This window comes from Nocardiopsis sp. NPDC006139 (assembly GCF_040614155.1).
GTDB classification, from domain to species: domain Bacteria; phylum Actinomycetota; class Actinomycetes; order Streptosporangiales; family Streptosporangiaceae; genus Nocardiopsis; species Nocardiopsis changdeensis.
The window spans coordinates 58,137-80,264 of record NZ_JBEXTT010000007.1 but is presented as its reverse complement, the minus strand read 5'-3'; the positions used below and the strand labels follow the sequence as shown (position 1 = coordinate 80,264).

The window sequence follows — 22,128 nt, the reverse complement described above, 5'->3', positions numbered from 1 at the left end:
GCAGAGGCGGTTCGGGTTGCCGAAAAGTCGGCAACCCGTTGTGGCCAGCGTGAATCCCCTTGCCGACCGTTGGTGGTACACAGTGGTACGGGGGTGGACCATGGTGGTACGCGTGCGGACCAATCTGGTACTCCCCTTGAGCGGACTGTGGATCCGCACAGTTTGGTGGCCCGTCGTGGTTACCCTTTTCAGGCCTCGCATAGGTCAGGTGGTACAGGGCCGCTAAGGGGTTTGCCGGTTCTGTACCCCCGTCTTCCGCGACCTGCTCTGGCTGAACCACGTCACCGGAACGGCCTGAACCGCTCTCACCCAGCCAGGCCAATATGGACCACTTGATGCCCGCAAGGCCGGTTGAGTATCTTGCCGATCCCTGGTTGATCGCTCCCCTTGCCCGCAGCTCCGAGGCGTTCCGGAGCCGGAGAAGGGTGCCGCCTCGGAAGGTTGACACCGAGGTTGTCACGACGGTTAACACCATGGTTGACCGGGCGCTACAGGTGCCACTACAGGATCGTGTTCAGTCTTTCCACACCCTTCGATCACCGCAAAGCCTGGCGGCGCAAGGGATGCAGCGGTGTCGTCAAAGTCCGACATTTTCTTATCTTGCCTTACGCAAGAGAAAAGATCCTCATCTTCCTTCTTGTTTTCCCTGCTCCACCCAGACCGTGATTTCATCCTGCATTCCTGCTCTATCCTCCCCTGTGGTTTCCTCCTGTCTTTGCACTCCCCCTGGCTCTGCTGCTTCTCAACCGCCTGTCTTGCTTCAGCTCCTTGTCCATCTACGTACCCTCGCCTCCTTTTCATCAGATCATCTGTGTACCCGGACGTGCCCTCATGCCGAGACGCCCCCGAACGCTTCATGGAAGCTCAGTCCAACTCAAGCCTTCAGGTGGACACTGAGGGCTTCGGTGGAGTGCACCCAAGGGAGTTCTGCGGGCGTGAGGCGGGAGTCCACCAGCGTCGGCCTGAAGGGCGCTCGGGGCGCACCTGTCCGTGATAAGGCCCGGGCTCAGGGAAGAATCTTTTCCTCGTAGAAGCGAGAGAGAGGGGGCTGTTTCTCCTTTCCCGGAGCAACGCATCCTGCTCCAGGTGTCCAGGGATCTTTCGCTGAAGTGCGTCACAGGCTCGCCCTCGGAGGGCTTACCCCTTACGACGGGATCCCTACGCCGAGGAGGACGACGGTTTGCCGATCCGCACCATCGAGGCCAGCGTGCTGGCCCAGGAGGCGATGGCGGTGCTCTACCAGCACCGTCTGGTCACCAGCCACCAGTTGGCCCGCCTGCTCACCCCGGACACGGCCTCACCCCGCTACATGCTTCACGTCCTGCACCACCTGGGACGCCGGGGCCTGGCCGACCGAGTGGTTCCCCCGGGGCGCCGACCCCATCGCTGGTTCCTCACCCTTGCCGGGGTACGCGCCGTGCAGGAGGCCGACCAGGTGCCGGCGCGTCCCTATCGGATGAGCCCAGAACGCGCTGCCGGCCCGCTCGCAGAGCACATGCTGGCGGTGGTGGAGACAGGGCTGGCCTTCTTCGAGCAAGCCCGCGCCCTGGGGGATGAATTCCAGCCCCTGTACTGGATGCCGGAGGTGGCGCATCGGTACACCAAGGGCGGCGGCAGGTTCACCGACACCCACGTGATCAGCGACGCCCTGGTGCACTATGTCGCCGTCCGTTCCGACGGATCCCGCGTTCACTACCAGTTTTTGGTGGAGGTGGACCGGGCCACCATGCCCGTGTCCCGGCTGGCGGCCAAGCTCGTGGCCTACGCCCGCTACTTCGACCACCAGCCCCTGCGCAAACACAGGAGCGCCTCGAGCGGGGCGGCACGTCCGGCGTGGCAGAAGCGGTATCCGCGCTTCCCACGAGTGCTGCTGGTCCTGGACGGGGCCAACGAGCGGCGCTTGGCCAACCGTCGAAGTGACCTGGCGGTGCACGTGCAGGCATCTCCGTACCTGACGGTTGACCGGCCGGGATTCGAGCTCGGGTGCGCCACCATGCCGGACCTGGTGGCGCAAGGGCCGCGGGCGCGGATCTGGGTCGATCTCATCAACCCAGGGGAAGGCGATGAGAGGTACCTGGATTTCACGCTGACGACAGGGCCGCGCGGCAGCTGAGGCGAGAGCGTGACCGTGGCCGGATAACGCAGTGACCCAGGCGTAGCGGTCGGGGGTGCGGGCGCCGTAGCGCCCGCACCCCCGACCCGTCGTTCCCTCCGCTGCACGCTGCACCAGTGGAACCGGTCGGCGCCAGGGAGCCGTGCCCCAGTGGCTACGCGGTAGCCGCCGTCGTGCTGCGGTAGCGAACGTTGCTGAGTGCTTCTAGGGCGCTGTCGTCGGCTTCGGGCAGGGTGTGCAGGTAGCGCTCGGTCGTGGTGATGGAGGCGTGTCCCAACCGGTCTCGAACCACGGTGAGGTTGGCGCCTCCGGCAAGGAGCCACGAGGCATGGGCATGCCGTAGCTGGTGGGGCGTCAAAGACTTCGGCAACCCGGCTTCCTTCCTTGCCGGGTGCCAGATGTTCTTGCGGAACCAGTCGGCGGGGATGTGCCCGTCGGTGGTGACCTTACGCCTACGGCGGGGCTTGTCCTTGCCTTCGGCGCGCCGGACCGCTCGGTAGTGGGCGAACGCGGCACGGCAGTACTGGCAGCGGCACCTGCCGTTGGTGTAGGCCGTGGTCGTGCCGTGCTTGTACCTCTTCCCTGCGTCATTGGGCGCGGTGAGCCCGAGGTCCGCTCCGTCGGGCACTCCGGGCACCGGAGCGTCGTCTTCCTGCTCGGGGAAGGAGAAGAGCAGGTCGTCGTCACGGATGCCGTTGGCCAGGGCGAAGGCCAGGACCTGCGTGATGAGGGGTCGGCTCAGCTTGAAGCGACGGAACTTGCGGTCCTTGGGGTACTCCTTCACGAGGAAACGTCCGCCGGTCGGGTGGGACTTCGCGGTGAGTTCCACGACGGAGCGGCTGACGGTGAGGATGCCCGTGGCCCGGTCGATGTCCCTGAGCCGGACCTCGCTGAGTTCCCCCCACCGCAGTCCGGACTCGATGTCGAACTCCACCAGGAGTCGGAACCGCTCGCCCTCGATCGCGTCGTGGAAGTCGGAGAACTGCTCGGGGGTGATGATCTCGAACTGCTTCTTGCCGACCGTCGGCAAGACCACTCCCTTGCAGGGGTGGGTGAAGATGACCTGGTTGACGACGGCCGAGGTGAAGATGGCCGACAGGATGGTGGTCATGCGGTGGATGGAGGACGCGGCCAGGCCCTCCTTCTGGCACTGCCGGACCCAGCTCTGGATGTGCTGGGGCAGGATCTCGTTCATGCGCATCTTGCCGAACTCGGGGATGAAGCGCTTGTTGACGGCATAGGTGACGTTCTGTCTCGTGGACTCCTCCATGACGTGGTTGGGCAGCCAGGTGTTCAGGACGAAGTCGGCGAAGCGCTGACGTCCGTGCTTGGTGCTGGTGACGCGCCCCTCGGCGACCTTGGCCTCGGCTCGCTGCCATGCCTTGTCGGCTTCCTTCGCGGTAGCGAAGGTGCCCGCCGACCGCTCGTCTCCCTTAATGTCGATGTAGTACGCGGTGAAGCGTGTTCCGCCCCTGGCGCTGGTGCGGGCGCGTGAGAATCCCACGTGGACAGACCCCTGTTCTTGACCGTGATCTGACCGTGTGACCGTGCGGTAGGGCGCGGCACCCGGCGTCACTCGGCGAACGGCAGGAAGCCGCTCAACAGGGGGAAGGCCGTTCTGGAGGAGTCTGTGACGGGTCTTCTCAGCGGTCGAATCATCGCTGATAAGGATGAGGCCCCAGGTTCAAGTCCTGGTACGCCCACACTGTCTGCACAGTCGAGAGCCTTGCTCCTCCACCCGGAGGGCAGGGCTCTTTCCCTTTTCCGGGCCGCCCGGGCGCGGGGTCCTTCGCGGCGCCCGGGCCGGAACCCCTGCTCCCGGCGGGTGGGGCGCCGGGTCGACAACGCGTCGAATCGCCATGTCGACCCGGCGCCGGCGGCCGGCTCCGGTCCGGGCGGCCGCCGCCCGGTCACTCCTCGCCGGAGCGCAGGTCCACCACGGCCCAGTCGCCGCCGTTGTTGATGACGAGGCACGTGTAGTCGGTGGGCACCTCCGAGTCGTAGAAGTCGCCCGATTCGACGCTGCCGGCGACCTCGTACTGCCACAGGTCCTCGTCGTCATCGTCGACCACGGTGACCTCGGAGGACGCGCCGAACTCGACGGAGCCGGGCGGCTCCGCGTCCCGGCTGATGTGGTTCTCGCACTCGGCCCGGGCGTTCTCGGCGGTGGGCTCGGAGCCGCCGCAGCCGGTGAGGGCCAGGACTGCGAGGAGGGCTGCGGGGGCGAAGCGGGTGGGGCGCATGGTGTTCCGATCAGGCGAAGTGCGTTCTGGGAGGGGAGACGCCCGCCGTCGCGCCGTGGTTCACCTGTTCGAAGGCGCAGTCCCTGGTCGGAGGGGGTCGTGCCGCCGCTTCCGCCGCCGCTCCGCCTATGCCGCCGGGGTGCGCGGAGAGGTCATCCGCCGCAGGACGACCCCGAGAACTCGGCCGTCCGGGACGGGGCCCCACACCCGCGAGTCCGTGCTGTGGCCGGTGTTGTCGCCCAGGACCACCAGGTGCCCCGGGGGTACCGTGCCGCCCCTGGCGGGAACGGAGGCGGGGACGGGGTCGCCGGGCAGTGCCGCGACCCGCTTGACCACCCAGGGCGGTACGGAGCCCATGATCAGGGCGAGGTCCCGGAGGTCGCCCGTGTCGGGCCGGCCCAGGACTGCCACGTCCCCCACACGCAGCCGCTTCGCGGGGACCCTGCGCACGAGCACCCGGTCGCCGTGGTGGAAGGCGGGCTCCATGCTGTGCCCGACCACGTCCACGGCGACCAGCGTGCGGTTGGCCCATAGGAGCAGGGCGAGCGGGGCCGCCGCCGCGATCCCGGCGGCGGCGAGGAGCACCGCCGTCACGGCCGTGCCGCCTTCCGGAGCGGTTCGGGCGCGGTCACGGTCATGGTCGGTGCTCCTCGGCGGCCGAGCGGGTCAGCAGGGCCTGTAGTAGGTGCAGGTGACGGGGGTGCTACCGGGCGGGTCGCAGCAGTAGCGGCGGATGCAGGGGGAGGTCACCGGCGCGTACTGGTACCAGCAGTAGGGATTGGCCGCCGCCTTGGTCTTGGGGACGATGCGGGCGAGCAGCCGGTCGCCCAGGGAACCGATCATGGGGTCCTCTCCGGTCGTTGCGGTCGGGGGGTCAGCAGGGGCGGTAGGAGGTGCACTGGACCCCGACGTGCCCGCCGATGTTGCAGCAGGTGCGCCGGATACAGGGGGAGCTGATGGGGGCGTACTCGTACCAGCAGGAGGCGGCGCCGGCCGCGGTCCTGGGGACGACGCGGGCGAGCAGCCGGTCGCCCAGCCTTCCGATCTTCCCGAACATGACACTCCGTTTCCGGGCCACGGCTCCGCGGCCCCGTACCGGGCCTCCGGTGTGCCCCGGAGGCCGACGACCACGGTAGGGAGGCCGGATACATCCGGGATACACGTGCGATACACGCGGGGGCGGGCACCGGCCCGCCCGGCCGTCCCACCGGGCTGCGAGCATCCCGTGTATGCGAAACGACGACACCCCCGCGGGCGGCGAGGGCCCGGCCGCCCTCCCGGCCGCCCCGGAAGAACTGCTGGAACGGCTCGCGGAGCGGTTCGAGGAGCTCGGCGACGAGCGCGGCGCGGAACTGGCCGAGGACCTGTACGAGCGCTCCCCCGCGGTGATGCGGGAGCTGGCCGGGCACGTCTCCGGCGCGGGGGACCCGGAGGCCGCGGCCCTGGTCGAGGCCCTGTGGACCGCCCTGGCCGACGACGGGGTCCTGGAGGCGGCCCGCTACGAGGACGGGGGGATCGCCGGGGCGGAGGCCTGGCTGCGCCGGGCCGCCGAGGCGGGGCACCCGCCCGCCATGTCCGCCCTGGCCGGCCTGCTCTTCGACCTGGGGCGGCACCCCGGCGCCGAACTCTGGTGGCGCAGGGCCGCCGCGCACGGGGACACCGGGGCCGCCGGCGGCCTGGGCGCCCTCCTGGAACGGGAGCGGCCCGCGGAGGCCGAGGAGTGGTACCGGGTGGCGGCCGACGCCGGGTCCGGGTTCCACATGTTCGTCCTGGGGAACCTCTGCCGCGGCCGGGGCCGCCTCGACGAGGCCGAGGACTGGTACGCCGCGGCCGCGGCCGCGGGCCCGCCGCGCGCCGAGGACGCCGCCTACAACCTGGGGGTGCTGCTGGCGGTGCGCGGCCGCGCGGACGAGGCACGGGAGTGGCTGTGCCGGGCCGTGCGGGAAGGCGTCCCCGACGCCCGGATCCACCTGGCACTGCTGGAACGCGGGAGGGGGCGGGCGGAGGAGGCCGCGGAATGGCTGCGGCGCGAGGCGGAGGAGGGCTCCTCGCGCTTCGCCGCGGCGCACCTGCTGGCCGAGTGGTCCGCCGGCGCGGGCGACACCGGCCGGGCCGACGCCTGGCGGCGGCGCGCCGACCGGGGAGGCCCCGGGGAGATGGTCCGGCTGGGGGTGGTGCTGGACGAGCACGGCCTCGCGGACGAGGCCCGGGAGTGGTGGCGGCGCGCGGGCGGGCAGGGCGACGCCCGGGTCCGGATGGACCTCGGCTCGCTCTTCCACGGCAGGGGGCTGCAGGACGAGGCGGAGCACTGGTACCGCGCCGCGGCCGAGGTGGACGACTGCGGGGCGGCGGCGATGTACCTGGGCGAGCTGCTCCGGGAGAGGGGCCGGACCGGGGAGGCGGCCGACTGGGCGCGGCGCAGCGCGGCGGAGGGGCAGCCCGGTGGGGTCCTGCTGCTCGGCCGCCTGCTGGCGGAGCTGGACCGCGCGGACGAGGCCGCGGAGCGGCTGCTCCCCGCCGCGGAGGAGGGGGTGCCTGCCGCCGGCCACCTGCTCGCCGGGCTCCTGGCCGCCCGGGGGGAGGACGCCGGGGCCGAGGAGTGGTTCCGCCGCGCGGCCGAGACGGGGGCGCCGGAGTACCTGGGCGACCTCGGCGTGTTCCTGCTGGAACGGGGGCGCTCGGCGGAGGCCGAGCCATGGCTGCTCCGCGCGGTCGACGCGGCGCAGGACCCGGACCGCCTCGGTATCGGGGAACCGGGGGACCTCACCGCCCTGTACGGGCTCGGCCTGCTGTGCGCGGGGCAGGGGCGCGCCGACGAGGCGTTCGCCTGGTTCGAGAGGGCCGCCGAGGCGGGCGTCCCCGGGGCGGCGGACCGGTTCGCCGCCCTGCTCGACGATCGCGGGCGCACCGCGGAGGCCGCCGGGTGGCGCGCCCGGGGCACGGCGGCGGGGGCCTGAGGGGCGGGTCGGCCGGGTTCCGCGCGCCGTGTCGACAAAGCGCCGTGTCACCGTGTCGGCCTGTCCCCGTATCGGCCCGGCGACCTGTCGATCCGGCGGCGGCCGTGTCCGCGGCCGAGAGAGAACCGCGGGGGGAGTGCGCACGTCGAAAGGGCGTCGGTCTCCCGCCCCGAGCCCCTGACCTGAAAGCGAGATCCCCTTGTCGTACCCGCACCCCCGACAGCCCACGGCCGCGCCCCGTTACCGCTCACGGGTCACGGTGGCCCCGCTCGTGCGCGCCCTCGGCTTCCTCATCCCCCTCCCCCTCATGGCGATCGCGTCGCTCGGCTACATCAATTTCGAGTTCTGGCAGGCGACCTTCTACGTGTTCCTGGCACTGGGGATCGGGCTGCTGCTGAGCGCCCTGGTCTCGCGGGTGGCCTCGGTCCGCGTGGAGGTGCGCGACGGTGTCCTGACCCTGTCCAAGGTGCCGCTCGCGGAGGTGCTGCTGCTGGGGATGGGCGAGATCCCCGAGAGCGAGCGCCTGCGGCTGCCCGTCGCGGAGATCTCCTACGCGGGCTCGGCCCGCTTCCGGCTGCGCGACATCACGCTGCGCACCGACGGGAACTTCACCAAGCGCCGCGCCGGAGGGGGCATGGAGTTCGTGACCCGGGACGGCCGGTACCTGGTCGCCCGGGTCAAGGACGCGGACGGCCTCAAGCACGCCCTGCTGGCGCACGGCATGCACCCCGCCGCCCTCCAGGTGCCCTTCCCGCCGGGGATCGGGAGCCCGGAGACGGTCCGCGAGCAGCGCGCGTACCACCCCGGCCCCCCGGTCCCCCCGCCGTACGGCCGCTGAACCCGTCCGGAGCCGGGGCCCGGAACCCGCCGGGACCGCGTGTCGACAGGGGGACATGCGGTCCCGGCGACTCGTCGACGGGGCCGCCCCGAAGGACCGCTCTCAGATCCCCGCGTAGTCGCCCCAGCCCGTTTCGCCGGACATCAGCTCCCGCCAGGTGGGCCACCGCTCCCCCGTGTGCTGCCGCAGGAGCTCCCCCGGGGTGCTGAACGGCGGCGCCTTGCCCGGGTCGGCGAGGGCCTGGCCGACGATCGCGTCGTGGAGCGCGGCGGCCGCGCGCAGGCGGGGCAGCACCGCGTGGACCCGGTCGGCGTACCCCTCGGGCAGGGCGGGGCCCTCCGGTCCCAGGTCGTACCCGGCGCCCGCGGTCACCAGGGCGATCTCGGGCCGCTTGCGGATCGCCACGTCGAAGCACAGGTGCAGGGCGACGGCGTCCCAGACCACCTCGACCCGGTCGGCGGCCACGCCCCGGTCGTGAAGGAAGGCGGCGGCCGTGTCGGCGCCGTCGATGTCGAACCGCCCGCCCCGGTCCCCGTGCGGGGTGAGGCCGATGTCGTGCAGTACGCAGCCGAGGAACAGCAGCTCGTCGTCGTAGTCGTGGTCGGGGCGCAGCCCCTGCCGCTCCCCCAGGAACCGGCCGTAGAGATAGCTGCGCATGCTGTGGTTGAAGATCGCCGGGGACTCCGTGTCGCGGGCCAGGCGCAGGGCGTCGAGCGCGAGATCGGTGCGGGGGAACGGCAGGTCGCCGTAGGTGTCCATCAGGCCTCCATCCTTCAGATTGCCTGAAGCATACGCTTACCTTCAGGCTGTCTGAAGGCGGGGCGGGGTCGGGGGTAAGCCCTGAACGAAAGTGGGGTGACGGGACGACTCGGGCGCGGTAGAACGGCACGGAGACCGACGCACGACCCCGAGGAGTCCTGACCTTGACCGAGACCGAGAACCCGTTCTTCGAACCCAGCGGTCTGCCCTACGGGCTCCCCGACTTCGCGAACATCCGCGAGGAGCACTTCGTCCCCGCCTTCGAGCGCGGCATGGCCGAGCAGCTCGCCGAGATCGAGGCGATCAAGAACGACCCGGCACCCGCCACCTTCGAGAACACCCTGGTCGCCCTGGAGCGCTCCGGCGCGATCCTGCGCCGTGTCTCGAACGTCTTCTTCACCTTCACCTCCTCCGACGCCTCCGACCGCGTCCAGGAGATCGAGACGGAGATGATGCCCCGGCTGAGCGCGCACGCCGACGCCATCACACTCGACCGCGCCCTGTGGGAGCGGATCGAGCAGGTGACCGCCGAAGGCCCCGAGGACGAGGCGCTCCTGGAGCGCTACCGCACCGACTTCGTCAAGGCCGGCGCCCGGCTCGACGGCGACGCCCAGGAGCGGCTGCGGGAGATCAACGGCGAGCTGGCCCGGCTGTCCACCGAGTTCGGCCAGAACGGGGTGACCGCCGCCACCGAGTCCGCGCTGGTCGTGACCGACGCCGCCGCGCTGGACGGCCTGGACGGCGACCGCGTCGCCGCGGCCGCCCGCGAGGACGGCACCTACGCGCTGCCGCTGCACAACACCACCCTGCACCCCCTGATGGCCCGCCTCACCGACCGGTCCGTGCGCGAGCGCCTCTTCCGGCTCAGCGTCGACCGGGCCCCGGAGAACACGGAGATCGCCGCCCGAATGGCGGTGCTGCGCGCCGAGCGCGCCGCCCTGCTCGGCTACGCCGACCACGCCTCGCACAAGGTCGCCGACCAGACCTCCAAGACCCCCGAGGCGGTCGAGGAGCGGCTGGGCGCCATGGTCGAGCCCGCTGTGCGCAACGTCCTGCGCCAGACCGAGGAGCTGGCGGAGCTGGCCGGGCACCCGATCGAGCCGTGGGACTGGCCGTTCTACGCCGAGCAGGTGCGCCGCGACCGCTACGAGGTGGACGAGGCGGCACTGCGCCCGTACTTCGAGCTCGACCGGGTCTACACCGACGGCGTCTTCCACGCCGCCACCGCCCTGTACGGCATCACCTTCGCCGAGCGCGCCGACCTGTCCGGCTACCACCCGGACGTGCGCGTGTGGGAGGTGTTCGACACCGACGGCTCGGGGATGGGCCTGTTCCTGCTCGACCCCTACGCCCGCCCCACCAAGCAGGGCGGCGCGTGGATGCACAACCTGGTGGAGCAGTCCGAGCTGCTGGGGCAGAAGCCGGTGGTGGTCAACAACCTCAACATCACCAAGCCGGGCTCGGGGCCGACCCTGCTCACCCCGGACGAGGTCAACACCGCCTTCCACGAGTTCGGGCACGCCCTGCACGGGCTGCTGTCGGCGGTGCGGTACCCGCGCCTGGAGGGCACCGAGGTGCCGCGCGACTTCGTCGAGTTCCCCTCCCAGGTGAACGAGATGTGGGCCAACCACCCGCAGATCCTGGCGAACTACGCCCGCCACCACGAGACCGGGGAGCCGGTGCCCGCCGAGCTCATCGAGAAGCTGGCCGCGGCCGAGCGCTACGACCAGGGCTTCGCGACGGTCGAGTACCTGGCGGCGGCGCTGCTGGACTGGTCCTGGCACCGGATCGCCCCCGGGCAGGAGGTGGACCCGGGGACCTTCGAGGCGCAGGCGCTGGAGAGGTGGGGCCTGGCCCTGGACCTGGTCCGCCCCCGCTACCGGACCGCGTACCTCCAGCACTGCTTCGCGGGCGACTACCACGCGGGCTACTACTCCTACGTGTGGAGCGAGGTCCTGGACGCCGACAGCGTGGAGTGGTTCAACGAGAACGGCGGCCTCACCCGGGAGAACGGCGACCGCTTCCGCCGGTACGTGCTCTCGGTGGGCGGCAGCGTCGACCCGATGCGCGCCACCGCGGAGTTCCTGGGCCGCGAACCGCGCCTGGAGCCGCTGCTCCGCCGCCGCGGCCTGGCCTAGGCCGCGCTCTTTCGAACCTCCGCTCCGCTGCGGCCCGCCCGTCGAGCGGCGGAAGGCCCTCAACGGACGGCCCACGGCCACAGGCTTTCCCCGAGGGCCGCTTCTCCGGGACCTCCGCAAACCCCCGGCGGCGCGGGAGAGCGTTCGAGGAACAGGCACTAGGAGCTTCCGCGGGCCGGTCCCCTCCCGGGGGGACCGGCCAGGGGCAGCCGGAGGGTGAAGGCCGTGCCCTCCCCGACCGTGCTGCTCACCGCCACCGTCCCGCCGTGCAGCTCCACCAGCCCGCGCACGATGGCCAGCCCCAGTCCGCTGCCGCCGGTGCGCCGGTTGCGGGACTTGTCCGCCCGCCAGAACCGGTCGAACACGTGCGGCAGGTCCTCCCGGGCGATGCCGACCCCGGTGTCGCTCACCCGGAGCACCGCCTCGGAGCCCGCCCGGTGCGCCTGCACGGTCACGGTCCCGCCCTCCGGGGTGTGCCGCAGCGCGTTGCCGACCAGGTTCCCCAGCACCTGGAGCAGCCGGGTGCGGTCGGCCACCAGGGTCACGTCGCGGACCTCGGGGACCAGCCGCACCCCGGCCTCCTCCGCGCGCAGCCCGTGGCCCGCGACCACCTGCTCGACCAGCGGGCCGGCCTCCACGGGCTCCGGGTCCAGGCGCAGCCGCCCGGCGTCGGCCAGGGCGAGGTCCTGGAGGTCGTCGATGACCGCCTGGAGCAGCAGGGTCTCCCCCAGCAGCATCCCCATGCGGTCCGGCTCGGGGTCGACCACCCCGTCCTGGACGGCCTCCAGCCAGCCGCGCAGGTTGCTCAGCGGGGTGCGCAGCTCGTGCGACACGTCGCTCACCATGGCCTTGCGCTGTTCCTCGGCCCGCTCCAGGTGCTCGGACATCTCGTTGAACGCCTCCGCCAGGCGGCCGATCTCCCCGGAGTCGCGGACCTCCACCCGGGCCGGGCCGCCGCCCTCGCGCATCCGGTTGACGGCGTCGGTGAGCGCGTGGACGGGGCGGAGCAGCCGGGTCGCCAGGGTCGTGCTCACCACCACGGTCAGCACCAGCACCAGCACCACCACCCCGCCCACGCGCAGCACGCCCTCGCGGGACAGGGAGGGCCCCGCCGCGGCGTCCTCCGCGGGGTCGTCGATGAAGAGCAGCGCGGCCGGGGCCACGTAGGGGTCGAGCTGGGCGCGGCGGGCGGCGTCCAGGCAGGGGGCCGCCTCCGGCGGCACCTCGACCCGGGAGCCGGTCAGGCTCCCGGTGCCGGAGGGGTCGGGGGCGTGGGACGGTGCGGGCTCCCAGGGGCTCTGCGGGTCCTGGGGGACCTCCCACGGGACCTCCTCGCCCGGTGCCGGGGCGTCCGGGACGATGGAGGGCTCCCCGCCGGGGAGCGGCTCCTCCGCCCCGGAGTCCTCCCCCGCCCCCTCCTCGGGCGGGGCGGCGCCCGGGTCCTCCGACGGCGACACGTTGCCGGGGTCCTCCGGAGCGGCCGGGGCCCGGGCATCGTCCGCCGCCTCAGGGGGATCGGCCGGCGGGGGGCCCGTGATCACGAGGCCCCCGGTGCGGCCGTCCATGGCGTACACGAGGTCCGTCCCGGAGTCGGGCGCGCAGTCGGCGGCCAGGGCGTTCAGGTCGGCCAGGGCCTCCTCCTCGCCCCCCACCGGCCGGTCCAGGGCGTCGAGGCCGCAGTCGTCCCACATGTACGCGTCGGCCTGCTCCGTCTCGACCACGGGGCGCCCCGTCGGCCCGGTCACCGCCTCCGCCGCCACTCCGTACAGCGTCCGCAGGCAGTCCGCGCCCTGCTCCGCGTCGGCGCGCAGCAGGGCGCGCTCGTGGTCGGTCAGGGCGAAGGGGCCCACCGCCCGCGGGTCGATGCGGTCTCCGCTCTCGGCGGCCAGGGTCACGTCCACCGCCAGCGCGTCCACCACCGACGACGTCCGGGGCGGCAGCGGCGGGGCGTCCCCGGCGGCCCCCTGCGGGGGTTCCGCGGCGAGGAGGGCGGAGTCGGCGATCACGGCCCGGCCCTCGGTGGTCAGGACGATCCGGCGGCCGGTCTCGCCGGCCAGGGCCCGGACGGTCTCCTCGACCCCCTCCCACCCACGGTGGGTCGCCGCGTAGCCGACGAGGGTGTCGTGGATGTGGGTGTCCACCGCCAGGGTCTCCCCCTGCTGGACGTTGATGGACTCCGAGGTCCGCTGCACCGACAGCCAGGCCGTCGCGGTGATCGAGCAGACCGCCACCAGGACCGAGCCCGTCAACAGGCGGAACAGTAGGCCGTGCCGGAGCGAGACCCGCCGTCCGGACCGGTTCCGCCCGGAGCGGTCCCGCCCGGGCCGCCGGCGCTCAGCGGCCACGTTCGGGCCCCACCAGCTTGTAGCCGACCCCGTAGACGGTGACCAGCCGGACCGGTCGCCGCGGGTTCGGCTCGATCTTGCGGCGCAGGTTCTTCACGTGGACGTCGATGGTGCGCTCGGTGATGTACCCGCTGATCCCGTGGATCAGCTCCAGCAGCTGGGCCCGGCTCAGCACCCGGCCCGGCCGGGCGGCCAGGGCCCGCAGCAGCTGGAACTCCACGGGGGTGCACTCCACCGGCTCCCCGTCCACCAGGACCGCGTGCCGGGCCGGGTCCACGGTGATCGGCCCCGCGTTCAGCACCCGCTCCTCGTCCCGGACCGGGGTGCGCGAACGCCGCAGCAGCGTGCGCACCCGCGCCATCAGCTCGCGCGGGCTGTAGGGCTTGGTGACGTAGTCGTCGGCGCCCAGGTCGAGCCCGGCCAGCAGGTCCTCCTCCGTGGAGCGCGCGGTGAGCAGCAGCACCGCCACGTCGGACTCCGCGCGCAGCACCCGGCACGCCTCCAGACCGCTCATCACCGGCATCATCACGTCCATCACGATCAGGTCGGGGCGGTCGCGGTGGTGCTCCTCCAGCACGGCGCGACCGTTGTGGACCACGCGGACCGCGTGGCCCTCGTGCTCCAGATAGCGCCGGATCAGCTCGGCCTGGTTCACGTCGTCCTCGGCTACCAGGACATGCGCGCACACGTGGAGGACCTCCGTTCGCCGATGGGGGGAGAGGGCCCCCGACACGGACGATCGTACGGGCGCCGCCCGCCGGCCCGGCGGGGCCGGAAGAGGTCTCCCCAGGTCGGAACACAGGACGCACACGGCGGCCACACGGGTTCTTCACATTCCTCGTCCACTCTTCATGGCGTCCGGCACGGAGAGCCCGGCCGGACCACCCCGACCGGATGGACCCCATGCGCCGATCCCTGATGCCCCGCGGAGCCTCCGTGGCCCTGCCCGCCCTGGCCGCCGCCGCGGTCCTGGCCGCGGCCACCGCCTGCTCGTCCGCTTCGGACTCCCCGGAGGAACCCTCCGGCACGTCCGGGCGGGCGGAGGAGTCCGCGGCACCCGAGGGCTCCTACATCGCCACGGCCGTCGGCGACGAGGTCGAGGTCCGCTCCGAGCCGGACGGCGGCGAGGTGGTGCACACCCTCGCCAGCCCGAACGACTTCGGCGCGGACCGCACCTTCCTCGTCCGACAGGTCCGGGGCGGCTGGCTGGAGGTGCTGCTGCCGGTGCGGCCCAACGGCTCCACCGGCTGGATCGAGGCCGACGACGTCGAACTCACCGCCACCGCGTTCCGCGTGGAGATCGACATGTCGGAGTTCTCCTTCACCGTCGTCGAGGGCGGGGAGGAGCTCCGGACCGGCCCGATCGGCATCGGGACGAGCGAGACCCCGACACCGCCCGGTGAGTACTACTTCACCGAGCTGCTCCGGCCCTCGGACCCCGCGGGCGCCTACGGCGCCTACGCCTTCGGGCTCAGCGGGCACTCCGACACCCTGGAGACCTTCGCGGGCGGGCCCGGACAGCTCGCGGTGCACGGCACCGACGACGAGTCGGGCCTGGGCGGCGAGGTCAGCCACGGCTGCATCCGGGTCTCCAACGAGGACATCACCTGGATGGCCGAGCGCCTGCCGCTGGGAACCCCGGTCGAGATCACCGAATGACCGCTCACCGAGCGGACCCCCGAACACCCGACAGCGAGAACGACAAGAGGTCGACCATGCGAGTGAAGTCCCGGATGCTCATCGTCGCCGCCATGGCGGCGGCCTTCTTCGGCGCCGCCCCGGCGCTCGCGTCGGACGACGCCCCGGCCGAGCCGGCCGCCGTCGCCACCCCGGCCCCGACCCCCGGCGACGGAGGCCACCCCGGCGTTCCGACCGACCCGCCCACGGAGGAGGGGAACGCGCCCGTGGACCCGGGCGACCCGGCCCCCGTGCCCTCCGAGATGCCGCAGGACGACCCGTGGGACCCCGACACCCCCAGCGCGGTCCCGGCCCCGCCCATCGCGGAGGACCCCAACTACACCGGCTGACCCCCGGGTCCGCGGCCCCGGGGCGGGCCGCGGACCGGGAACGGCGCCGCGTCGGGTAATCCTCTGAGCATGGAGAACACCGACGCCCACATCCGGGTCCGCGGCGCGCGGGTGCACAACCTGCGCGCCGTGGACGTTTCCCTGCCCCGCGACGCGCTCGTCGCGTTCACCGGGGTGTCCGGGTCCGGCAAGTCCTCGATCGCGTTCGGCACCCTGTACGCCGAGGCCCAGCACCGCTACCTGGAGTCGGTCGCGCCGTACGCGCGCCGCCTCCTCCAGCAGCTGCCCGCGCCGGACGTCGACGGCATCACCGGGCTGCCGCCCGCGGTGGCCCTGGCCCAGGCCCGTTCGGTCCCCTCGGGGCGGTCCACGGTGGGCACCCTGACCGCGGTCTCCAATTCGCTGCGCATGCTCTTCTCCCGGGCGGGGACCTATCCGCCCGGGGCCGAACACCTGGATTCCGACTCCTTCTCCCCCAACACCGCGGTCGGCGCCTGTCCCGTCTGCCACGGGGAGGGCGTGGAGTACGAGGTCACCGAGGGGTCGCTGGTCCCCGACCCGTCCCTGAGCATCGCCGACGGCGCCATCGCGTCCTGGCCCGGCGCCTGGCAGGGCAAGAACCTGCGCGACATCCTCGACACCCTCGGGTACGACGTCCACCGCCCCTGGCGCGAGCTCCCGAGCGAGGAGCGCGAATGGATCCTGTTCACCGACGAACAGCCGGTGGTCACCGTGCACCCCGTCCGGGAGGCGGGCCGGGTGCAGCGCCCCTACCAGGGCACCTACAGCAGTGCCCGGCGGCTGGTCCTCAAGGCGTACGCGTCCTCGGCCAGCGAGGCCCGCAGGGAGCGCGCCCGTTCCTTCATGGACGAGCGGGCCTGCCGCGGGTGCGACGGGCGGCGGCTCAACGCCGCGGCGCTGCGTGTGACCTTCGCGGGCCGGAGCATCGACGAGCTGGCCCGGATGCCGCTCTCCGCGCTGGCCGACCTGCTCGCCCCCTGGCACGACGACCCCGGCCCCGCGGGCGCCCTCGTCCAGGACATCACCGCCCGCGTCGGGGTCCTGGTGGAGCTGGGCCTGGGCTACCTGGGCACCGCCCGCCCCGCCCCCACCCTCTCCACCGGGGAACTCCAGCGCATCCGGCTGGCCACACAGGTGCGCACAGCCCTGTTCGGGGTGGTGTACGTGCTGGACGAGCCGTCGGCCGGGCTGCACCCGGCGGACTGCGAGGCCCTGTCGGGCATCCTGCGGCGGCTGCGCGACGGCGGCAACACCGTGTGCTTCGTGGAGCACGACATGGACATCGTGCGGGGAGCCGACTGGGTCGTGGACGTGGGGCCCGGGGCCGGGGCCGACGGCGGCCGGGTGCTCTACAGCGGCCCGGTGCCCGGGCTGGCGGAGGTCGGGGAGTCGGTGACCCGCCGCTACCTCTTCGATCCCCCCGTCCCCGAGCGGGTCGGCCGCACCCCCTCCGGGACCCTGGAGCTGCGCGGGATCGACCGCAACAACCTGCGCGGGCTCGACGTCGACGTACCGCTGGGAGTGTTCACCGCCGTCACCGGTGTGTCCGGCTCGGGCAAGTCCACCCTGCTCGGCGCGATCGGGGAGCACGCCGCCGCACGCGGACGGGCGGTGTGGGTGGACCAGAAGCCCATCGGCCGCACCCCGCGCTCCAACCCGGCCACCTACACGGGGCTGTTCGACACGGTGCGCAGGCTGTTCGCCGGTACCGACGAGGCGAAGGCGCTCGGGTACGGGCCCGGGCGGTTCTCCTTCAACGTGCCCGAGGGGCGGTGCCCCACCTGCGAGGGCGAGGGGTTCGTGTCCGTGGAGCTGCTGTTCCTGCCCAGCACCTACGCCCCCTGCCCCGACTGCGGGGGCGCCCGCTACAACCCCGACACCCTGCGGGTGGCCTACCGGGGGCTCACCGTCGCCCAGGTCCTGGACCTGTCGGTGGACGAGGCGCTGGAGTTCTTCGCCCGGGCGCCCTCCGTGGCGCGCTCGCTGGACACCCTGAGCGCGGTCGGCCTGGGCTACCTGCGGCTGGGCCAGCCCGCCACCGAGCTGTCCGGCGGGGAGGCGCAGCGGATCAAGCTCGCCGCCGAACTCCAGCGCCGCACCGTCGCCGACACCGTCTACCTGCTGGACGAGCCCACCACCGGGCTGCACCCCCACGACGCCGACGTGCTCATGGAGCGGTTGCGCGACCTCATCGACGCGGGCGCGACCGTGGTGGCCGCCGAGCACGAGATGCGGATCGTCGCCACCGCCGACCACGTCGTCGACCTGGGGCCCGGCGGCGGTGACGAGGGCGGCCGGGTGGTCGCCGCGGGCACCCCCGCCGAGGTGGCCGCCGTGCCCGGGAGCCGTACCGCCGCCTACCTCAAGGACCTCGTCCGGTGAGGTGAGGCCGCTCCGCCGGCGGAGCGCCGTGTCGCCGGGTCGAGGAGGCGACACGGCGACGAGTCGACAAGGGGACGCGTCGACAGGGCGGCGGGTGGACGGGGCGGCGGGTCGACGGAGCGATGGGCCGACCCGAGGAGGCGGCGCCTCCGACGAAGGTCGCAACCACGGTGCCGATCCGCGTCCGATGTGGCCGGGGCACCGTTTTCGCGACGCTGGGACCACACCACCGGAAGGAGGGGTCCGTGATCCCCGCGAAGACCACCGCACCGCCGCGCGCACGCCGCGCCCCGGTCCCCCTGGCGGCCGCGGCCGCCGCCCTCGCCGTCCTCGCCTCGGCCTGCGCCGCGCCCGCGGGCGGGGGCGCCCCGAACGACGGCGCCCCCGCGCCCGCGGCGGCGCCGCCCACCGCCGAGCTCACCGAGCAGGACGTCAACGCCTGGCTCGACGGGGTCGTCCCCGGGGCCCTCGACGTCTCGGGCATCCCCGGCGCCGTCGTCTCCGTCGTCCACGACGGGGAGATCCTCACCGTCCGCGGCTACGGGTACGCCGACACCGGCGCGGACGGGGGCGGACCCGTCCCGGTCGACCCGGAGGAGACCCTGTTCCGGGTCGCCTCGGTGTCCAAGCTGGTCACCGCGACCGCGGTGATGGGGCTGGTCCAGGAGGGCGCCCTCGACCTCGACACCGACGTGAACGAGTACCTCGACTTCACCCTCCCCACCCGGTTCGACGAGCCGGTCACCCTGCGGCACCTGCTGACGCACACCCCGGGGTTCGAGGAGCGGATCAAGGGCATGTTCCTCAGCGGCCAGGACGCCCCCGACCTGCGCTCCTACCTGGTCGAGGACCCGCCCGAGCAGGTGTACCCGCCGGGCACCGTGCCCGCCTACTCCAACTACGGCAACGCGCTGGCCGGGTACATCGTCGAGCGCACGGCCGGCGCGCCGTTCGAGGAGTACGTCGCGGAGACCGTGTTCGAGCCGCTCGGCATGGACTCCTCCACCTTCGCCCAGCCGCTCCCCGAGGGGTTCCGGGACCGGCCGGCCTCCGGGTACACCGACGACACCGGGCCCGCCGGCGAGTTCGAGACCGTCCCCGACGCCCCCGCGGGGGCGCTGACCACCTCCGCCCCCGACATGGCCCGGTTCATGCTCGCCCACCTGGGCGACCTCGAGGGGCTGGGGCTGGACGGGGACACCCTCGACCTCATGCACTCCCCGGCCCTGGACGAGGACTCCCTGGGCACGCTCGCCGCGGGGCCGCGCATGGCCCTGGGGTTCTACCGGGAGGACCGCAACGGGCGGCCCGCGCTGGGGCACGGAGGGGACAGCATGTACTTCCACTCCCACCTGCAGATCCACCCCGAAGACGGCACCGGCGTCTTCGTGTCCTTCAACGGCGGCGGGTACCCGGACGGGCAGGGGTACTACCTGCGGGAGGAGATCACCGGCGGTTTCATGGACCGCTACCTGCCCCGGGAGGAGGGGCCCGCGGCCGGGACCGACACCGCCGCCGAGCACGCCGCGATGGCGGACGGGAGCTACATCGGCACCCGCGCCGTCCAGAGCAACTTCCTGTCGGTGCTCGACCTCGTCGGCGGGCTGGAGGTCCGGGACCGCGGGGACGGCACCATCCTGGTCACCCCCGGCACCGCGAGCGGCCACCCCCAGGTGTACGAGGAGGTCGAGCCGTGGCTGTGGAGGGAGGTCGGCGGGCACCGGACGCTGTCCATGCGCGCCGAGGACGGCCGGGTGGAGGCGCTCGGGACCGACCCGGCGTCCGCGTTCCTGCGCGCCGGCCCCGGGCACGTCGCGGCACCGGCGGTCCTGGCCTTCTCGCCGGCGGTCCTGCTCGTGGCCGTGCTCTCCTGGCCGGTCGGCGCGGTGGCGCGCCGGATCCTGTCCCTGCCCGCGCGCGACCGGGCGGGGCGCACCGCCCGGGTCCTCACCCGGGTCGGCACGGCCGCGGCCCTGGCCGCCGCGGTCGGGTGGGTGCTGGTCCTGTCGTTCCTGATGGGGATGAACGAGGTGCCCGCGGCCGTGCTGCTGGGCCTCCACGGTCTGCAGCTGCTCGGCGCGCTGGGCGTCGTCCCCGCCGCGTGGTCGCTGGCCGGTGACGTCCGGCGCCGTGCCGGGTGGAAGCGGTACGCGGCCGGGGCGCTGGTACTGGCGGCACTGGCGGGCACGGCGTGGTTCGCGCTGTCCTTCGGGCTGCTCTCCTTCGACCCGACGTACTGAGGTCCCGGGTGCCGGCGGGGATCATGTCCACGGACGAGTGAAGGGGGACCCGATGGGCGGGCAGGACCACGGCCCCGCCGCGCGAACGGCGGTGCCGGTGCCGGCGACGCCGTTCTCCGGGGCGGGCGAACTGGCGGACGCGCTGCTGGACCGGGTGGGGCTGCGCGGGCGGGCCCGCAGGGACGCGGCCCTGGCGGCGGCCGTCGCGGCGGCCTCGGTCGGGATGCTCTGGCTGCTGCTGTTCTCGTTGGTCCACGTGGACGCGGTGGCGCTCTCCGCGGCCGCGGGGGCCGTCCTCACCGCCGCCATGGCCGCGCAGTCGCTGCTGCTGGCCGTGCGCCGCCGGTACCCGGTCGTGTGCCTGGTCGGCGGGACGGCGCTCCAACTGCCGGTCATGGCGCTGCTGCCGCCGGAGGTCGGGGTCCAGGGGCTCGCGCTGTTCATCGCCGCGTACACCTGCGGGACCCTACTGCCCGTGCCCCGGCTCCTCGGGGCGGTCACGGGCGCCGTCGTCCTCTACTGGCTGGTCGGCGGTTCGGCCCAGGGGCTGCTGGCGCCGCCCGCGGACCTGCCGCCGGCCTCCGGGGACTCGGCGGTGCCATGGCTGGAGCTGCTGGCCTCCGGCGTTCCCACGTTCGTGCTCCCCGCCCTGGTCGGCGCCTACGTGGGCACCCGGCGCCGCTACCTCGGCCTGCTGCGGACGCGTGCCGCGGAGGAGGCCCGCGCCGAGCGGGAACGCGCCGAGTCGGCCATCCGGGCCGAGCGCACCCGGATGGCCCGCGAACTGCACGACATCGCCGCCCACCACCTGTCCGGCATGGTCGTGCAGGCCGGGGCGGCGGAGCGGCTGATCGGCCGGGACGACGAGGCCGCCCGGGAGGCGATGGCCTGGGTCCGGTCCCAGGGCAGGGAGACCCTGGCCGGCCTGCGCTCGGTGGTCGGCGCGCTGCGCGACCCCGCCGAGGACGGCGGCGCCGGGGCCGAACAGGGCGCGCCCGTGCCCGGGCTGGCCGACCTGGACCGGCTGGTCGGCGCCGAGCGCGAACTCGGCACGGAGATCGAGGTGGTGCGCGAGGGCGAGCCGTACGGGCTGGCGCCGATCGCCGACGTCACCGCCTACCGGGTGGTGCAGGAGTCGCTGACCAACGCCCGCGACCACGCCGCGGGGGCACGGGTGCGGGTGCTGCTCCGGCACGGGGCGGAGGGGTTCGTCCTGGAGGTGGAGAACGGGCCGGGCGGGGCCCGTGCGACCGGGCGGGATCACCGCGGGCTGGGCGTGCTGGGCATGCGCGAACGCGCCCAGGTGGTGGGTGCGGCGCTGGAGGCCGGGCCCACCGGTGATGGAGGATGGCGGGTGCGGTGGGAGTTGCCGGCGGACGGGGGCGAGCGGTGATCAGGGTTCTGCTGGTGGACGACCAGGCCATCGTCCGGGCCGGGTTCCGGGTGATCCTCGACATGGCCGACGGCATCGAGGTGGTCGGCGAGGCGGGGGACGGCCCGTCGGCGGTGGAGCTGGCGTCCCGGCTCAGGCCCGACGTGGTCTGCATGGACGTGCGCATGCCGGGCGGCGACGGGCTGGCGGCGACCCGGGAGATCCTGGAGCGGTCGGCCCGGCGGCCCGGCGAGCGGCCGCCGGAGATCCTCGTGATCACCACCTTCGACCTCGACGAGTACGTGTTCGGGGCGCTGGAGTCGGGGGCCGCCGGGTTCGTCCTCAAGGACACCGACCCCGACGACCTGGTGGACGCGGTCCGGCGGCTCGCGAGCGGGCAGGGGCTGGTGGACCGGGCCGTGACCCGCCGGGTCATGGCCGAGTTCGCCCGGCGCAGGCCCCCGGGCGGAGCCGACCCGGACGCGCGGGGCCTGCTCACCGCCCGGGAGGCGGACATCGTGCGGCTGCTGGCACAGGGGATGTCGAACGCGGAGATCGCCGGGGCGCTGTTCATCGAGACCAGCACGGTGAAGTCGCACCTGACCCGGGCGATGGCCAAGATCGGCACCCGGGACCGGCTGCAGACGGTGGTCTGGGCCTACCGGACGGGGGTCGCCCGGCCCTGACCCGGGA

18 protein-coding genes are annotated in these 22,128 nt (G+C 73.4%); 10 read left to right on the top strand and 8 right to left on the bottom strand.

Translation table 11 applies throughout. The features are described 5' to 3' along the window. Window positions 1-1,180 precede the first annotated feature (1,180 nt). Window positions 1,181-2,113 carry a replication-relaxation family protein gene (locus tag ABZ249_RS11130; RefSeq protein WP_355260459.1) on the top strand — a complete coding sequence of 311 codons (933 nt, stop codon included), beginning with the start codon at window positions 1,181-1,183 and terminating at the stop codon, window positions 2,111-2,113. A gap of 154 nt (window positions 2,114-2,267) precedes the next feature. On the opposite strand, the gene ABZ249_RS11125 is transcribed toward ABZ249_RS11130, so the two are convergent. The 5 genes from ABZ249_RS11125 to ABZ249_RS11105 all read right to left on the bottom strand — a co-directional run bounded on the left by ABZ249_RS11125 (window position 2,268) and on the right by ABZ249_RS11105 (window position 5,413). After that, window positions 2,268-3,617 (bottom strand): site-specific integrase, encoded by a 1,350-nt coding sequence (locus tag ABZ249_RS11125; RefSeq protein WP_355260456.1) that lies wholly within the window; start codon window positions 3,615-3,617, stop codon window positions 2,268-2,270. Between the two features lie 406 nt (window positions 3,618-4,023). Then, on the bottom strand, window positions 4,024-4,356 hold the full coding sequence (locus ABZ249_RS11120) for a hypothetical protein (RefSeq protein ID WP_355260453.1): 333 nt from the start codon (window positions 4,354-4,356) through the stop codon (window positions 4,024-4,026). A 126-nt stretch (window positions 4,357-4,482) separates the two neighbouring features. Beyond that, window positions 4,483-4,950: a S26 family signal peptidase gene (locus ABZ249_RS11115; RefSeq protein ID WP_355260450.1), complete on the bottom strand. Its 468-nt coding sequence runs from the start codon at window positions 4,948-4,950 to the stop codon at window positions 4,483-4,485. Between the two features lie 72 nt (window positions 4,951-5,022). Further along, the gene (locus tag ABZ249_RS11110) at window positions 5,023-5,199 is read right to left on the bottom strand and encodes a hypothetical protein (protein WP_220564007.1); all 177 of its coding nucleotides are present in this window, start codon (window positions 5,197-5,199) and stop codon (window positions 5,023-5,025) included. 31 nt (window positions 5,200-5,230) lie between these two features. Further along, window positions 5,231-5,413, bottom strand: a complete 183-nt coding sequence (locus ABZ249_RS11105; RefSeq protein ID WP_220564008.1) for a hypothetical protein — start codon at window positions 5,411-5,413, stop codon at window positions 5,231-5,233. Between the two features lie 172 nt (window positions 5,414-5,585). Here ABZ249_RS11105 and ABZ249_RS11100 point away from each other — a divergent pair, with 172 nt between their 5' ends. Both ABZ249_RS11100 and ABZ249_RS11095 read left to right on the top strand, forming a co-directional pair. Continuing rightward, window positions 5,586-7,313: a tetratricopeptide repeat protein gene (locus ABZ249_RS11100; RefSeq protein WP_355260445.1), complete on the top strand. Its 1,728-nt coding sequence runs from the start codon at window positions 5,586-5,588 to the stop codon at window positions 7,311-7,313. A gap of 259 nt (window positions 7,314-7,572) precedes the next feature. After that, complete coding sequence (locus ABZ249_RS11095; RefSeq protein WP_355260442.1) at window positions 7,573-8,151, top strand: hypothetical protein; 579 nt, start codon at window positions 7,573-7,575, stop codon at window positions 8,149-8,151. Window positions 8,152-8,253: 102 nt separating this feature from the next. Here ABZ249_RS11095 and ABZ249_RS11090 read toward each other — a convergent pair whose 3' ends face one another. Continuing rightward, window positions 8,254-8,910 (bottom strand): HD domain-containing protein, encoded by a 657-nt coding sequence (locus ABZ249_RS11090; RefSeq protein ID WP_355260439.1) that lies wholly within the window; start codon window positions 8,908-8,910, stop codon window positions 8,254-8,256. A 164-nt stretch (window positions 8,911-9,074) separates the two neighbouring features. Between ABZ249_RS11090 and ABZ249_RS11085 the strand changes: the two genes are divergently transcribed. Beyond that, entirely contained in the window at window positions 9,075-11,048 is a 1,974-nt protein-coding gene (locus ABZ249_RS11085) for a M3 family metallopeptidase (RefSeq protein WP_355260437.1), read from the top strand. Window positions 11,049-11,206: 158 nt separating this feature from the next. Here ABZ249_RS11085 and ABZ249_RS11080 read toward each other — a convergent pair whose 3' ends face one another. Together ABZ249_RS11080 and ABZ249_RS11075 are read right to left on the bottom strand one after the other, a co-directional pair. Beyond that, entirely contained in the window at window positions 11,207-13,297 is a 2,091-nt protein-coding gene (locus ABZ249_RS11080; protein ID WP_355260434.1) for an ATP-binding protein, read from the bottom strand. A gap of 85 nt (window positions 13,298-13,382) precedes the next feature. Further along, the gene (locus ABZ249_RS11075; RefSeq protein ID WP_220564013.1) at window positions 13,383-14,081 is read right to left on the bottom strand and encodes a response regulator transcription factor; all 699 of its coding nucleotides are present in this window, start codon (window positions 14,079-14,081) and stop codon (window positions 13,383-13,385) included. Window positions 14,082-14,287: 206 nt separating this feature from the next. On the opposite strand from ABZ249_RS11075, the gene ABZ249_RS11070 reads away from it, so the two are divergent. The 6 genes from ABZ249_RS11070 (at window position 14,288) to ABZ249_RS11045 (ending at window position 22,121) form a co-directional block, all read left to right on the top strand. Continuing rightward, window positions 14,288-15,052 carry a L,D-transpeptidase gene (locus ABZ249_RS11070; RefSeq protein ID WP_355260431.1) on the top strand — a complete coding sequence of 255 codons (765 nt, stop codon included), beginning with the start codon at window positions 14,288-14,290 and terminating at the stop codon, window positions 15,050-15,052. 56 nt (window positions 15,053-15,108) lie between these two features. Continuing rightward, window positions 15,109-15,420 (top strand): hypothetical protein, encoded by a 312-nt coding sequence (locus tag ABZ249_RS11065; RefSeq protein ID WP_355260428.1) that lies wholly within the window; start codon window positions 15,109-15,111, stop codon window positions 15,418-15,420. Between the two features lie 69 nt (window positions 15,421-15,489). After that, window positions 15,490-17,823 carry an excinuclease ABC subunit UvrA gene (locus ABZ249_RS11060; protein ID WP_355260425.1) on the top strand — a complete coding sequence of 778 codons (2,334 nt, stop codon included), beginning with the start codon at window positions 15,490-15,492 and terminating at the stop codon, window positions 17,821-17,823. Window positions 17,824-18,068: 245 nt separating this feature from the next. Beyond that, a complete protein-coding gene (locus tag ABZ249_RS11055) occupies window positions 18,069-20,063 on the top strand; it encodes a serine hydrolase domain-containing protein (RefSeq protein WP_355260422.1) in 1,995 nt (664 codons plus the stop codon). Between the two features lie 52 nt (window positions 20,064-20,115). After that, window positions 20,116-21,456, top strand: a complete 1,341-nt coding sequence (locus ABZ249_RS11050) for a histidine kinase (protein ID WP_355260419.1) — start codon at window positions 20,116-20,118, stop codon at window positions 21,454-21,456. Next, window positions 21,453-22,121: a response regulator transcription factor gene (locus ABZ249_RS11045; RefSeq protein ID WP_355260416.1), complete on the top strand. Its 669-nt coding sequence runs from the start codon at window positions 21,453-21,455 to the stop codon at window positions 22,119-22,121. Before ABZ249_RS11050 ends, ABZ249_RS11045 begins: the two co-directional genes overlap by 4 nt. Window positions 22,122-22,128 lie beyond the last annotated feature (7 nt).

What these genes read in the sequence shown, in the direction of transcription:
- ABZ249_RS11120 (WP_355260453.1), bottom strand. Translation starts at nt 4,356, where the DNA reads ATGCGCCCCACCCGCTTCGCCCCCGCAGCCCTCCTCGCAGTCCTGGCC.
- ABZ249_RS11110 (WP_220564007.1), bottom strand. Translation starts at nt 5,199, where the DNA reads ATGATCGGTTCCCTGGGCGACCGGCTGCTCGCCCGCATCGTCCCCAAG.
- ABZ249_RS11105 (WP_220564008.1), bottom strand. Translation starts at nt 5,413, where the DNA reads ATGTTCGGGAAGATCGGAAGGCTGGGCGACCGGCTGCTCGCCCGCGTC.
- ABZ249_RS11100 (WP_355260445.1), top strand. Translation starts at nt 5,586, where the DNA reads ATGCGAAACGACGACACCCCCGCGGGCGGCGAGGGCCCGGCCGCCCTC.
- ABZ249_RS11090 (WP_355260439.1), bottom strand. Translation starts at nt 8,910, where the DNA reads ATGGACACCTACGGCGACCTGCCGTTCCCCCGCACCGATCTCGCGCTC.
- ABZ249_RS11070 (WP_355260431.1), top strand. Translation starts at nt 14,288, where the DNA reads ATGGACCCCATGCGCCGATCCCTGATGCCCCGCGGAGCCTCCGTGGCC.
- ABZ249_RS11065 (WP_355260428.1), top strand. Translation starts at nt 15,109, where the DNA reads ATGCGAGTGAAGTCCCGGATGCTCATCGTCGCCGCCATGGCGGCGGCC.
- ABZ249_RS11060 (WP_355260425.1), top strand. Translation starts at nt 15,490, where the DNA reads ATGGAGAACACCGACGCCCACATCCGGGTCCGCGGCGCGCGGGTGCAC.
- ABZ249_RS11050 (WP_355260419.1), top strand. Translation starts at nt 20,116, where the DNA reads ATGGGCGGGCAGGACCACGGCCCCGCCGCGCGAACGGCGGTGCCGGTG.